General features: G+C 69.5%; 3 protein-coding genes. 2 read left to right on the top strand and 1 reads right to left on the bottom strand.

Annotation, left to right across the window (positions count from 1 at the left end; all coding sequences use genetic code 11):
* Both QH168_RS09325 and QH168_RS09320 read left to right on the top strand, forming a co-directional pair.
* Positions 1-12,493 (top strand): non-ribosomal peptide synthetase (locus tag QH168_RS09325; RefSeq protein WP_280234118.1); only part of this gene is annotated, 12,493 nt, incomplete at its 5' end.
* A gap of 234 nt (positions 12,494-12,727) precedes the next feature.
* Positions 12,728-13,753: an alpha/beta hydrolase gene (locus QH168_RS09320; RefSeq protein WP_280234125.1), complete on the top strand. Its 1,026-nt coding sequence runs from the start codon at positions 12,728-12,730 to the stop codon at positions 13,751-13,753.
* 58 nt (positions 13,754-13,811) lie between these two features.
* On the opposite strand, the gene QH168_RS09315 is transcribed toward QH168_RS09320, so the two are convergent.
* Positions 13,812-14,882, bottom strand: coding sequence for an SDR family oxidoreductase (locus tag QH168_RS09315; protein ID WP_280234117.1), 1,071 nt, complete (start codon positions 14,880-14,882; stop codon positions 13,812-13,814).
* Positions 14,883-14,900: the final 18 nt, after the last annotated feature.

Here is a 14,900-nt window from a genome sequence, read left to right as displayed (position 1 = left end):
GGTGGCGTTGGTGGTGTCGACGTCGCTGGGTGATCAGTTGGTGGCTTATGTGGTGCCCGCGCCTGGTCACGGTATTGATCAGGCGGGGTTGCTGGCGGCTGTTTCCGAGTCGCTGCCTGCGTATATGGTGCCCGCGACGATCGTCGCGTTGGACGCTTTCCCGCTGAACCCGAGCGGCAAACTGGATCGAAAGGCCCTGCCGGAGCCGGTGTTCGAGATGCGCGCCTTCCGTGCGCCGTCCACACCGGTGGAGGAGATCGTCGCCGGGGTGTTCGGTGAGGTACTCGGGCTTACCCGCGTCGGCGCCGATGACGACTTCTTCGCACTCGGCGGCAACTCGCTGGTCGCCACCCAGGTCGTCGCGCGGCTCGGTGCGGCGGTCGGTGCGCGTATCCCGGTGCGCGCGCTGTTCGAGACCTCCACGGTGTCGGCGCTGGCCGGTGCGATCGATTCGCATGCCCACACCGAAGACCGGATCGCGCTGGGCAGCATCCCGCGTCCGCCGCAGCTGCCCTTGTCGCTGGCGCAGCGGCGCATGTGGTTCCTCAACCGCTTCGATCAGGGCGAAGGCGCGGCCGCGGGTTCGGCGGCCTACAACCTGCCGTTCGCGCTGCGGCTGACCGGTTCGCTCGACACCGCCGCGCTCGGTGCCGCGCTCGACGATGTGGTCGCCAGGCACGAAGTGCTGCGCACCGTGTATCCCGAGACGCCGCAGGGGCCGGTGCAGGTCGTGCTGCCCGCCGGGCAGGTGGGTCTCGATGTGGCGGTGCGCAGGCTCGCGCAGGTCGATATCGCGGGTGCGGTGTACGCGCTGGCCGCCCAGCCGTTCGATGTGACCGAAGAAGTGCCGGTGCGGGTGCGGCTGTTCGAGATCTCCGATACCGCGGTGGGTTCCGCGCCGGAGTATGTGCTCGCGGTCGTGGTGCATCACATCGCGGGTGACGCGTCGTCGATGGGGCCGCTGGTCCGGGACGTGATGGTGGCGTACGCGGCGCGGGTGGCCGGTGCGGCGCCGTCCTGGGCGCCGTTGCGGGTGCAGTACGCGGATTACGCGCTGTGGCAGCGCGCGGTGCTCGGCGACGAATCCGATCCCGAGTCAGTGGCCGCCCGCCAGATCGGTTTCTGGCGTGAGCAACTGGCCGGGCTGCCGGATGTGCTGGAACTGCCCGCCGACCGCCCGCGTCCCGCGGTCGCGTCGATGGCCGGTGGCCGGGTCGAGGTTGCGATCGACGCGGATACCCATGCGGGACTTGTGGACCTGGCGCGCGGCCACAACGCGACGCTGTTCATGGTGGTGCACACCGCGTTCGCGGTGTTGTTGTCGCGTCTGTCGGGGTCCGGCGATATCGCGGTCGGTACGCCCGTGGCCGGGCGTGGTGAACGTGAACTCGACGATGTGATCGGCATGTTCGTCAACACCGTGGTGTTCCGGACGCTGGTCGATGGCGGTGAATCGTTCGAGGAACTGCTCGCCCGTCAGCGTGAGGTGGATCTCCAGGCGTTCGCCCATGCCGATGTGCCGTTCGAACGTCTGGTGGAGGTGCTGAACCCGCCGCGCTCGACCGCCCGTCATCCGCTGTTCCAGGTGGGGCTGTCGTTCCAGAATGTGGCGCGGGCCGCGCTGGAACTTCCGGGTCTGAGCGTCAGTGGTGTGGACGCCGACCTGGATGTGTCGCAGTTCGATCTGCATCTGATCGTCTCCGACGCCTATGCCGAATCCGGTGCGCCCGCGGGCATCGGTGGCTTCTTCACCTACGCCACCGACCTTTTCGACGCCTCGACCGTGCGTGCTTTCGGCGCGCGACTCACCCGTCTACTGGCGGCCGTGGTGGCCGATGCGACCGCATCGGTCGGCGATATCGATATCCTCGACGCCACCGAACGCAGCGATGTCCTGACCACGTGGAACGACACCCGCCAGGTCCTGCCCGACGCGGATCACGCCACCCTGGTGACACTGCTGGACCGCACCGTCGCCGCCACCCCCGACGCGGTCGCGATCGTTGCCGATCAGGACGGTGAGCTTGCCGAGCCGGGCCGCCCGTCGTCCGGGGACCTCCCCGCGCTGACCGGTTCCGCGGATGCGCCGCACGCCGCATTCGGCGACCGGGCCGCGTTGTCGTCCGGCGATCGTGCCGCGTTGACCGGCTCCGCGGATGCGGCTCACGCCCCGTCCGGCGATCGCGCTGCACTGACCGGTTCTGTGGACGCGGCTCACGCCCCTTCCAGCGGCCGTGCCGCACTGACCGGCTCCGCGCGGGCGGCCGCCCACGCACCGGCCCGCTCCGCGACGCTCACTTACGCCGAACTCGACGCCAGGGTCAACCGGCTCGCCCGGCATCTGCTCGCGCTAGGGGTCGGCCCGGAATCCCGTGTCGCGCTCGCGCTGCGCCGTTCGCCGGAGCTGGTGATCGCCATGTACGCGGTGGCGCGGGCGGGTGGTGCGTATGTGCCGCTGGACCCGGATCAGCCCGCCGAACGCACCGGCTACATCCTCGATACCGCGCGACCGGTCTGCGTACTGACCGACGCCGCCACCGGTTTCACCACCGCCGAGGCGCTGCTGGTGCGCCTGGACGAGGTGGACCCGACGATCTCCGCGGCTCCCATCACCGATGCCGAGCGCGTCGCGCCGATCCGTCCCGGCCACACCGCCTACGTCATCTTCACCTCCGGTTCGACCGGACGGCCGAAGGGTGTTGCGGTCCCGCACGGCGCGATCGTCAACCAACTGCAATGGAAGACCGCCGAATTCGGTCTGCGCGCCGATGACGCCGTGCTGCTGAAGACGGCCGCGACCTTCGACCTGTCGGTCTGGGAGTTCTGGTCGGCGGCCGTCAGCGGCGGCAGGCTCGTCATCGCCGCACCGGACGGCCACCGCGACCCCGCCTATCTGCACGATCTCATGGCGCGCGAACAGGTCACCACGCTGCACGTGGTGCCGTCCATGCTGGACGCACTGCTGGTCACCGCCGCCGCCGCGCCGCCGGCGCTGCGCCGGGTGCTCGCCATCGGTGAAGCGCTGCCCGCCGGGCTGGCCCAGCGTTTCCGGTCCGCGAATCCCGAAGTGGCGCTGTACAACCTGTACGGCCCCACCGAGGCCGCGGTCTCGATCACCAGCCACCGCGTCACCGACGCCGACCGTACAACGGTTCCGATCGGCGGCCCGGAATGGAACAGCCGCGTCTACGTCCTCGACGCCCGGTTGCATCCGGTGCCCGCCGGTGTGCCCGGTGAGCTGTATCTGGCCGGTGCGCAGCTGGCCCGCGGCTACTTCGGCCGCGCCGACCTCACCGCCGACCGGTTCGTGGCCGATCCGTTCGGTGACGGCGCGCGCATGTACCGCACGGGTGATCTGGTCGTGTGGAACAGCTCCGGTGAGCTGGAGTACCGGGGCCGCACCGACTTCCAGGTGAAGATCCGTGGCTTCCGTATCGAGCTGGGTGAGATCGAGTCGGCGCTGCTCGCGCTGCCGGAGATCGCGCAGACCGCGGTGCTGGCCACCTCGGACCCGCACACCGGTGACCGGCTGGTCGCGTATGTGGTGCCGTCCGCACGGGTGGACGAGGTCGGGTTGGAACGGCTGACCGACGCACCGGCACTCGATCTGGTCCGGGTGCAGTCCGCGCTCACCACCGCACTGCCCTCCTATATGGTGCCCTCGGCATTCGTGGTGCTCGACGCGTTGCCGCTCAACGTCAACGGCAAGCTCGACCGTAAGGCGCTGCCGGAGCCCGAATTCGAGGCGCGCGAATTCCGTGCGCCCGCGACTCCGGTCGAGGAGATCGTGGCCGCGGTGTTCGGTGAGGTCCTCGGCATCGACCGGGTCGGCGCCGACGACGATTTCTTCGCTCTCGGCGGTAACTCGCTGCTGGCCACCCAGGTCGCCGCCCGCGTGGGTGCGGCGCTGGAGACCAGGGTCCCGGTGCGCGCGCTGTTCGAGGCCGCCACCGTCGCCGGATTCGCGGTGAAGGCCGAACACACCGCCGCCGACACCGCCCGCGTGCCGCTGGTCGCCCGGCCGCGGCCGGACCGGATTCCGCTGTCGTTCGCCCAGCAGCGGATGTGGTTCCTCAACCAGTTCGACACCTCCGCCGCCGTCTACAACATCCCGGCCGCCATCCGCCTGTCCGGCGATCTCGATGTGGCCGCGCTCGGGCAGGCCGTGGGCGATATCGTCGCCAGGCACGAAATCCTGCGCACCATCTACCCGAACACCCCCTACGGTCCGGTCCAGCAGGTGTTGGCGCCGGGCGAGGTGCCGATCGACCTGACGCCGGCGCAGATCGGCGAGGAACGCGTCGGGCACGAGGTCGGCCTCGTGGTGGGCACCGGATTCGATGTCACCGCGCAAGTGCCGTTCCGCACCAGGCTCTTCCAGCTCGCGGGCAGCGAGTACGTGCTGGTGTTCGTTGCGCATCACATCAGCGCCGACGGCTGGTCCATGGGCCCGCTGACCCGCGATCTGATGCACGCCTATGCCGCACGCAGCGGCGGCAACGAGCCGAGCTGGACCCCGCTGCCGGTGCAGTACGCCGATTACGCGCTGTGGCAGCGCGAGGTGCTCGGCGAGGAGGGCGATCCCGCATCGGTGGCAGGCGCCCAGCTCGCCTACTGGACCACCGAACTGGCCGATCTGCCCGATGAGCTGAATCTGCCCGCCGACCGGCCGCGCCCACCGGCGCAGAGTTTCGCGGGCGGCAAGAGCGAATTCGTCGTCCCCGCCGACGTGCACGCCGCGCTGACCGAACTCGCTCGCACCCATAACGCGACCCTGTTCATGGTGGTGCACACCGCCCTCACGGTGTTCCTGTCCCGCATGTCCGGTACCGACGACATCGCCGTCGGCACTCCGATCGCGGGTCGCGGCGAAGCCGAACTCGATGATCTGATCGGCATGTTCGTCAACACCCTCGTACTGCGCACCAGGGTGGCGCCCGAGCTGACCTTCGACGAACTGCTCGCCGCCAACCGCGATACCGATCTGCGCGCCTTCGCCAATGCCGACATCCCGTTCGAGCGCCTGGTCGAAGCGCTGGACCCGGAGCGCTCCGCCGGACGTCATCCGCTGTTCCAGGTGGCGCTGTCGTTCGAGAACCTGGCCGCGACCAGTTTCGAACTGCCCGGCCTCGCCTTCACCGCGCTCGACCCGGCCGCCGACGCCGCCAAGTTCGATCTGCTGCTCACCGTGCGCGAACAGCGCGACGAATACGGCGCCGAAGCCGGTATCGCCGCCGAATTCACCTATGCGCGTGACCTGTTCGACGAGTCGACGGTGGCGGGATTCGGTCACCGCTTCCGTCGCATCCTGGCCGCCGTCGCCCGCGACAGCGCCCGCGCCGTCGGCGATCTGGACATCCTCGACGATTCCGAACGCGTCGATCTGCTCAGCCGTGCGGGCGCTCCTGCCGAACCGGTGCGCACACTGCCCGAACTGATGGCCGATGCCGTCGCCGCCAATCCCAGTGGGATCGCCGTCGTGGTGGGTGAGCGTTCGTTCCGCTACGCCGAACTCGACGCCGCCTCCGCCCAGCTGGCCCGCGCGCTGATCGACCGCGGCGCCGGACCGGATGTGCTGGTCGCGCTGGCGCTGCGCCGCTCGGTGGAATCGGTACTCGCGCTGTGGGCGGTGGCCAAGACCGGCGCCGCGCTGGTGCCGATCGACCCCACCTATCCGGCCGACCGGATCGCGCATATGGTCCGCGATTCCGGTGCGGCGCTCGGCATCACGATGAACGCCGAACTCGACGCCCTGCCCCCGATGACCGGCGGCGGCTGGATCAGGATGGACGATCCCGGTTTCACCACCGATGTCGCCGGACGGTCCGATGCGCCGATCACCGCCGCGCAGCGGCGCGGGCCGATTCGCGCCGCCAACGCCGCCTACGTCATCTACACCTCCGGCTCGACCGGTCTGCCCAAGGGCGTCGTGGTCACGCACGCGGGTCTGGCGAACTTCAGCGCCGAACAAGTGCAGCGCTATCGTCTCGACACCGCCACGCGCGCCCTTGCTTTCGCGTCACCGTCGTTCGACGCGTCGATGCTGGAGCTGCTGCTCGCGCTCGGTTCCGCCGGCACCCTCGTGGTCGCACCGCCGCTGATGTTCGGCGGTGACGAACTGGCCGAACTCATCCGGGCCGAAGGCGTGACCCATGCCTTCATCACCCCGTCGGTGCTGGCCTCGCTGGATTCGGCGGCCCTGTCCGGGATGCGCGGCATCGTCGCCGGTGGTGAAGCGGTGCCCGCCGATCTGGTCGCCAAATGGGGCGGCGCGGGCGAGCGCGCCTTCCACAACGGGTACGGCCCCACCGAAACCACCATCATGACCAACATCAGCGAGCCGCTGCGGCCCGGCGATCCGGTGACCATCGGGGCGCCGATCCGCGGTATGCGCGCGCTGGTACTCGACGCCAGGCTGCGCCCGGTGCCCGAGGGCGTCGCCGGTGAGCTGTACCTGGGCGGAATCCAGCTGGCCCGCGGCTATCACGCCCGGCCGGGCCTGACCTCGGCCCGATTCGTCGCCGACCCCTACGGCGCGCCGGGTGAGCGGCTCTACCGCACCGGCGATGTGGTGCGCTGGCGCGGCGGCGAGGTGGAATACGTGGGCCGCAACGACTTCCAGGTGAAGGTGCGCGGCTTCCGGATCGAACTCGGCGAGATCGACAGCGCCCTTGTCGCGCAGCCGGGTATCGATTTCGCGGTCACCACGGGCCGCGACACCGCGGCGGGCGCCACCATTCTGGTGTCGTATGTGCTGCCCGAACGCGGTGTCACCCCCGATGTCGCCGAACTCACCGCCCAGCTCGGCCGGGTGCTGCCCGAGTACATGGTGCCGACGGCGATCGTGGTGCTCGACGAGATCCCGCTGACCCCCGTCGGCAAACTCGACCGGCGTGCGCTGCCGGAACCGGTGCTCGAGACCCGCGCCTACCGTGCCCCGCGCAGTGCCGCCGAACAGGTGATCGCCGAGGTCATCGGTGCGGTGCTCGGTGTGGAGCAGGTGGGCCTCGACGACGATTTCTTCGCCCTCGGCGGCGACAGCATCGTCTCCATCCAGGTGGTGTCACGGGCCAGGGCGAAGGGCGTCGATTTCAGCCCGCGTGATGTGTTCCAGTCCAGGACGGTCGAGGCACTGGCCGCCGCGGCCACCGTCGCCGCGGCCCCCGGCGACGAAGCGGGTGAGCTGCCCGCCACTCCGACCGCGATCCGGCTGCTCGAACACACCGGCACCGGTGTGGAACCGCGCGCCATCGTGCTCGATGTGCCGAGCAGCTGCCCGGCCGAGGCCGTGGAGACCGCGGTCGGGGCAGTGCTCGATCAGCATCCGATGCTGTGGGTGCGCCTCGACCGCTCCGGCGCCGCACCGCGTTTGCGCATCCCCGCCGCCGCCGACCGGGTCGATCGCCAGTTCAGCTGGCTCGACCCCGAACTCGGTGAGACGACGCTGCCCATCGACGATGTGGTCGGCGCGGCCATCGACGCGCTCGATCCCGAACAGGGCCGCAACATCCACTTCGTCGCCACCGGAACACCGGAGGCCTTCCGGCTGGTGGTTGTCGCGAACGCGTTGGTCGTCGACGATCAGTCCTGGCGGACCATCGTCGATCAGCTGACCGCCGCCTGGAACCGCGGCCGCCATGCCGCGCCCGCCGCACCGGAATCCGGTCTCGGCGCGCTCATCCGGACGCTGGCCGAGCGGGCGCATTCCCCGGAGATGCTCGCCGAGGCGCAGTGGTGGCAGCAGCGGCTGGCCGCCGCCACCCGCGACGATCTGCCCACCGGGGCCGCGGATCTGCGTTCACGTCGCCGGGTCTCGCTCACCATCACCGCCGAGGGCACCGAAGCCGTGGCGACCGTGGCCGAGGCCTATCACGCGACCGTCGACGAGGTGCTGCTCACCGCGGTCGCGCTGGCCCTGCACACCGGGCAGCGTGAATCCGTCACCCGCGCGGTTGGTTCGGTCATCCGGCTCGACGCCGACGGCCGCGCCATCGCCGATATCGACGCGAGCAATATCGTCGGCGGTTTCCGCACGGCCTATCCGCTGTCGTTGCGCCTGGACGGCGTCGACGTGCCGGACGCCCTGGTCGGCGGCCGGTCGGCGGGCACCGCACTGGCCCAGATCAAGGAACTGCACCGATCGGTGCCCGATCGCGGTGTCGGCTACGGCCTGCTCTGCTATCTGAACCCGGAGGCCGCCGCCGGGCTGCGCGATTTCGGCCGCGGCCGGTTCGCGCTGCGCTACCGCGATCTGCGCCCCGCCCGAGTGCATACCGACGCTCCCGCCGATGATCTGCTGCTCGCGCTGACCGTCGACGCCACCGATGACGGCCTGCTGGCCCGATTCGACTATGCGGCAGCGGTCTTCGCCGCCGACGAGGTGAAGACCTTCGCCGAGCACTGGATCCGGGCGCTCGGCGGGCTGGCCGAGCACGGTCTGCGCCCCGACGCGGGTGGGTTCACACCGTCGGATTTCCCGCTGGTCTCGATGCGGCAGGACGATATCGACCGTTTCGCCCGCGACTATCCGCGGCTGTCGGATGCCTGGCCGGTGACGCCGCTGCAATCGGGCATGCTGTTCCACGCATTGCTGGCCGATGCTTCCGTCGACGTCTACACCACCCAGTTCGTCCTCGATCTCGGTGGCACCGTCGATCCCGCGCGGATGCGGGCGGCCGCGCAGGCACTGCTGGACCGGCACGCCAATCTGCGCGTCGCCTTCGCCGATGACGCCGCCGGTGCTCCGGTGCAGATCGTGCAGGACGGGATCGAGGTCCCGTGGCGGATGATCGATCTCTCCCATCTGGATCCCGCCGCCGCCGCGGCCGAGGCCGAACGGATCAAGACCGCCGATCTGGCCGACCATTTCGATATGCGGACGGCGCCGCTGCTGCGTTTCGCGCTGATCCGCACCAGCGCCGCCGGAATCGGCGCCGAGAGCGCCTATCAGCTGCTTGTCACCAGCCATCACATCCTGATCGACGGCTGGTCCATGCCGCTGCTGATGAAGGATCTGCTCACCCTCTACGCCCTCGGCGGCAACTCGCGGCATCTGCCGCAGGTTCCGTCGTACCGGGACTACCTGTCCTGGTTGATCGCCCAGGACGCCGATGCCGCGCGGCAGGCGTGGCGCACCGCGCTGGCCGGGATCACCGAGCCGACACCGCTGGCGCCGGTGGATCCGGGCCGGGAGATCTCGGCCGGGGTCGGCGAGGTCGGATTCGAACTGTCCCAGGCCGATACGACCGCGCTGACCCGGCTGGCCGCCCATCTCGGCGTCACGGTGAACACGGTGGTCCAGGCCGCGTGGGGCGTGCTGATCGGGCGCAGCGTGGACCGCGACGACGTCGTGTTCGGTGCGACAGTGTCCGGTCGCCCGCCGCAACTGGACGGCGTGGAAGCCATGGTCGGCCTGTTCCTCAACGCCATCCCCGTGCGGGTGCGCCTCGGCGCCACCGACACCCTCGGTGGGCTGCTGCGCCAGTTGCAGGCCGAACAGGCCGATCTGCTCGACTACCACTACCTGGGTCTGAGCGATATCCAGGACGCCGTCGGTGTGGAGGGTCTGTTCGACTCGCTTGTGGTGTTCGAGTCCTTCCCGGTGGACCGTGAGGGGCTGGCCGAGGCCGGTGCCATCGACGGGATGAACATCACCGGTGTGGGTGCGGTGAACGGTACGCACTACCCGGTAACGGTCATGGTGGTGCTCGACCATCAGCTGCGGGTATCGGTGAAGTATCTGCGCGATCTGTTCGACGCCGAGGCCGCCGATGCGCTGGCCCGCCGGCTGGAAGCCATCATCGGCCGGTTCGTCACCGAACCGCAGGCCAGGGTGGCCGATATCGATGTGCTGCTGGCCGCCGAGGCCGCCGAACTGGCCGCGCGCAATGCGACCGACGTGCCGCAGCTGCTCGACGACGCCACGTTGATGTCGCTGTTCGACGCGCAGGTGGCCCGCACCCCGGACGCGCCCGCCGTCCGCTACGGCGCGCGGTTGCTCAGCTACCGCGAACTCGATGCCCGCTCCCGTGCGCTGGCCGCCGAACTGGCCAACTTCGGTGTCGTCCCTGGCACCCTGGTCGGCGTCGCCATGCGGCGCGGGATCGACCTGGTCGTCTCGATCTACGCGGTACTGCGCGCGGGCGCGGGTTATGTGCCGATCGACCCGGATCATCCGGCCGAGCGCAGCGAATACGTGCTCGCCGGCGCCGCGCCGATCTGCGTGCTCACCACCACCGCCGACGGATTCGGCACCGATACCGGTGTGCCGGTGGTCGCCGTCGACACGCTGTACCTGGCGCCCGCCAACCGTTTCGACCGCGCCACCACGCGGCCCGACGACATCGCCTACGTCATCTACACCTCCGGCTCCACCGGCCGCCCCAAGGGTGTGATGATCACCCACCGGCAGATGGCCAACCAGTTCCGTTGGGCGCAGCGCACCTACCCGCACGACATCTCGGATGTGGTGCTGCACAAGACGCCGATCACCTTCGACATCTCCACCTGGGAGCTGTTCTGGCCGCTGCACACCGGCGCGACCATCGTGATCGCCGAACCCGACGGTCACCGCGATCCGGCCTATCTGTCCCGCACGATCGGCGAATACGGCGTCACCACCGTGCATTTCGTGCCGTCCATGCTCGACGCGTTCCTCGATCCGGTGGTCAGCGGCGCCGCCGCGGCCTATCACCCGTCCCTGCGCCGGGTGTTCGCCGCCGGTGAGGCGCTGTCCGGGGAAACCGCCGCGACCTTCCGCGCGGCGCTTCCCGGCACCGAACTGATCAACTGGTACGGCCCGGCCGAGGCCACCGTCGTCACCGCCCATCCGGTCACCGATACCGCGGTCACCGCGATCCCGATCGGTACGCCGGTGGCCAACACCAGGGTGCTGGTGCTGGATCGGCAGCTGCGTCCGGTGCCGCCCGGCGCCGCCGGTGAGCTGTATGTCGCGGGCGTGCAAGTGGCGCGCGGCTACCACGACCGTCCCGCGCTGACGGCCGAGCGCTTCGTCGCGGGCGAGGGTGGCAGCAGGCTCTACCGCACCGGCGATGTGGTCCGCTGGAGCGGCGACGGTCCGGCCGCCGCGCTGGAATACCTGGGCCGCAGTGACTTCCAGGTGAAGTTGCGCGGTCAGCGGGTGGAACTCGGCGAGATCGAGACGGTGCTGCTCGGCCATGAATCGGTACGCCACGCCGCGGTCTCGCTGGTGCGCGCGGCCACCGGCGAGCGGCTGGTCGGCTATGTGGTCGCCGCACCGGGCCGCACCGTCGACGAGCGCGAACTGCTCGGCCACGCCCGCTCCGCCTTGCCGTCCTATATGGTGCCCTCGGCGATCGTGGTGCTCGAGCGGATGCCGTTGAATGCCAGCGGCAAACTCGATCGCAGGGCGCTGCCGGTGCCGGAGCTGGCCGGACGCCCGTTCCGCGCGCCGACCACCCCACTGGAACGCACCATCACCGAGGTGTTCGCCGAAGTGCTGGGTGTCGAGCGGGTGGGCCTGGACGACGATTTCTTCGACCTCGGTGGCAACTCGCTCATCGCGACCCGCGCGGTGAGCAGGCTGCGCACCCGCACCGGCGCCGAGATCCGGGTGCAGTGGTTCTTCACCGAGTCCACCCCGGCCGATATCGCCGCCAGGATCCTGGCCGTGCTGGCCGGTGAGCACGATTACGATCTGGACTCCAATGCCGCGCTCGGCGTGGTGCTGCCGATCCGTACCAGGGTGCCGCACGACACCGACGCCGCCGACCCGGTGTTCTGCATCCACCCGATGTACGGATTGTCCTGGTGCTATGCCGGATTCGCCAGATACCTGCCCGCCGAGTACCCGATCTACGGTTTGCAGTCGCCCGCGCTGTCGGAGGACCGCTATCTGCCCGGCTCGCTGACCGAAATGGCGCGCCGGTACGCCACCGAGATCCGCGCCGTCCAACCCGAGGGTCCCTACCGGCTGCTCGGCTGGTCGCTCGGCGGTGTGATCGCGCACGCGATCGCCACCGAATTGCAGACCGCGGGCCACGAGGTGAGCCTGCTGGCGATGCTGGACAGCCATCCGGCCATCGACGTCACCGATTTCCGCGCCGCCATCCGCGACGCGCTCGCCGAACTCGGCATCGGTGACGCCCAGCTGCCCGACGGCGATATCCACGACCTGTCCGAGGAGGCGCTCGCCGCACTGCACGCCACCATCCCGGCGGATATGGCGGTTCTCACTCCCGAGCGGGTGCGCCGCATCTACCGCAGCGCCGTCCGCTCGGCCGAGCTGATCGCCGAACACCGACCCGGCGTGTTCCGCGGCCGGCTGGACTACTTCAGCGCCGCGGGCCACGAAACGGCGGCCGGCAACTGGGGCGCCTACGTCGACGGCACCATCGCCGACCATCCGGTCGCCGCCGATCACGATCAGATGACATCACCGGAGGCGCTCGGCGACATCGGACCGGTACTGGCCGACCGGCTGGATCCGGCCCGAACGGCGGGTCGATCATGATCAGATATGAGCGGTTCCGGCATGATGGTGGCAACGGTGTGGTAACGATGCCCTGTGTCGTCACGACTACATAGACCGTATGGTCGGGCGTGACGCGGCGGCGTCTGTCCGGCTCGACCCGGTAGCCCGCCGACAACAGTCGTCATGGGAATGCCCGATGAAATCTCGAGAAGAAGCGAAGGTGCGAAATTGACACGTCGACTCACCCGGCGCGGCGGCACTCGTGCCGCGGCGATGATCGCGGCAACGGCAGTTCTCGCGGGAGTCATGTCCGGACTCGGCGCATCCCCGGCGGCGGCAGCTGACCCGATCATCGACAACCGGAGTCTGCTCGCCGACCCGACAGCGCCCGACGGGTCCCGCATCGTCAAGGCCGAGTACAAGGACGACCGCAATATCCGGTTGCACGTGTACTCCGCCGCGATGGACGAGAACGTCCAGATCGACGTGCAGCGTCCGGCCGACGCCTCGGTGCCCCGCCCCACCCTGTACCTGCTCAACGGTGCGGGTGGCGGCGAGGACGACGCCTCGTGGCAGGTGAAGACCGACGCCCTCGACTTCCTGTCGGACAAGAACGTCAATGTCGTGCAGCCGGTCGGCGGTAAGTGGAGCTACTACACCGACTGGATCGCCGACGATCCGGTGCTCGGCCGCAACAAGTGGAAGACCTTCTTCACCGAGGAGCTGCCCCCGCTGGTCGACGGTGCGCTCGGCACCAACGGCACCAACGCCATCGCGGGCCTGTCCACCTCCGGCACCACCGTGCTCGCACTGCCCATCGCCAAGCCCGGCCTGTACAAGGCCGCCGCCGCCTATAGCGGCTGCGCCCAGACCAGTGACCCGGTGGGCTCGGAGTTCGTGAAACTGACCGTCGAGACCTGGGGCGGCGGCGACACCATGAACATGTGGGGTCCGGTCGGCTCGGAGGAGTGGGTGAAGAACGACCCGTACGTCAATGCCGAGCAGCTGCGCGGCCTCGACCTCTACATCTCCACCGGCAACGGCCTGCCCGGCCAGTACGACACGCTGAACGGTCCCTACGCGCTGCCCGGCGCCTACGGCCTGGCCAACCAGATCGTCATCGGTGGTGTCATCGAGGCGGGCACCAACTTCTGCACGAACAATCTGAAGGGCAAGCTCGACTCGCTCGGCATCCCGGCCACCTACAACTTCCGTAACTCCGGTACCCACTCGTGGGGTTACTGGCGTGACGAGTTCCAGCGCTCCTGGCCGGTGCTGGCCAAGGGCCTCGGGATCTGATCCCTTCCGGCATACGACGGCCGCCCCGGTAGCTACCGGGGCGGCCGTCGCCGTTTCGCTAGACCCAGTTCTCGATCCAGTACCGCCACAGGACCGGTGCGTAGGCCTCCAGCGGTGGCACCGCGATACCGCTACCGGCCAGCGCGGCGGTGGTGTGGCGGCAGTCGAACCAGCAGCTGAACTCGCTGTGTTCGAGGATGTCGAGCGGAACGCCGACGCGGGGGAGTGCCCGCTGAGCGCCGGGCAGGCGCAGCATCATGTCGAGGGTGCGCTTGGGCATGATCTCCACCAGATGCGGTGCGCCCGCCTCGTCGGCGAACAGATTCAACGCCGTCACCGCATCGCGGCGCCGCGGATCGACCAGATGGAAGGTCTGCCCGGCCGGTCCGGGCAGATGGGCGAGATGAGCCAGCGCCTGGGCGGCGAAATCGACCGGGACCATATTGGTCTCGCCCAGCTTCGGCACCAGCACCGGCAGCAGCCGCGGTAGCTGCGCGGCCATCCGCAACAGCCGGAAGAAGTAGTAGGGGCCATCCACGCGGTCGTTCACCCCGGTCACCGAATGCCCGACCACGATCGACGGCCGGTAGATGCGCCAGTTCAACCCGGATTCGCGCACGGCCTGCTCGGCAGCGAAGGCGGCGCGCTGCGCCGGTGTGACGCGCGACTGACCGACGTCGAACATGTCCTCGGCGAACAGCCCCTCGAAGCGACCGGCGACTTCGACCGTGGACAGATGGTGCAGCGTCGAGGCCCGCAGATCGGCCGCCAGCTCGACGACATTGCCGGTACCACTGGCCGCCTGGCGACCGGTCCGGTCCGGCGGCCGATCGTCCTCGGTCCGGTACCGGTGTTCGTCGTAGCCGACGCCCAGATGGAAGACGTGGTCGATGCGCCCGCGATGCTCGGCCAGCCACATCGGATCGATGCCGAGACACGGTGCGCCGAGATCACCCGGCACCGGCCGCACCCGCTCACCCGCCGACCATTCCCTGGCGCAGTAGTCGAAGCGTGCGACCGAATTCGGCCCCGGTCGCACGACCACATGGATGTCATCGGCCCGTTTGAGTAGTTCGGGGATGAGAAACCGACCGATGAACCCAGTCGCCCCGATAACCAGGTAAGTCATAGCCGGACAACATAGTCG

The organism is Nocardia cyriacigeorgica, assembly GCF_029868385.1.
In the GTDB taxonomy this organism is placed as follows: domain Bacteria; phylum Actinomycetota; class Actinomycetes; order Mycobacteriales; family Mycobacteriaceae; genus Nocardia; species Nocardia cyriacigeorgica_F.
Note: the sequence above shows the minus strand (reverse complement) of the source record. Positions and strands in the feature narration are given on the sequence as shown.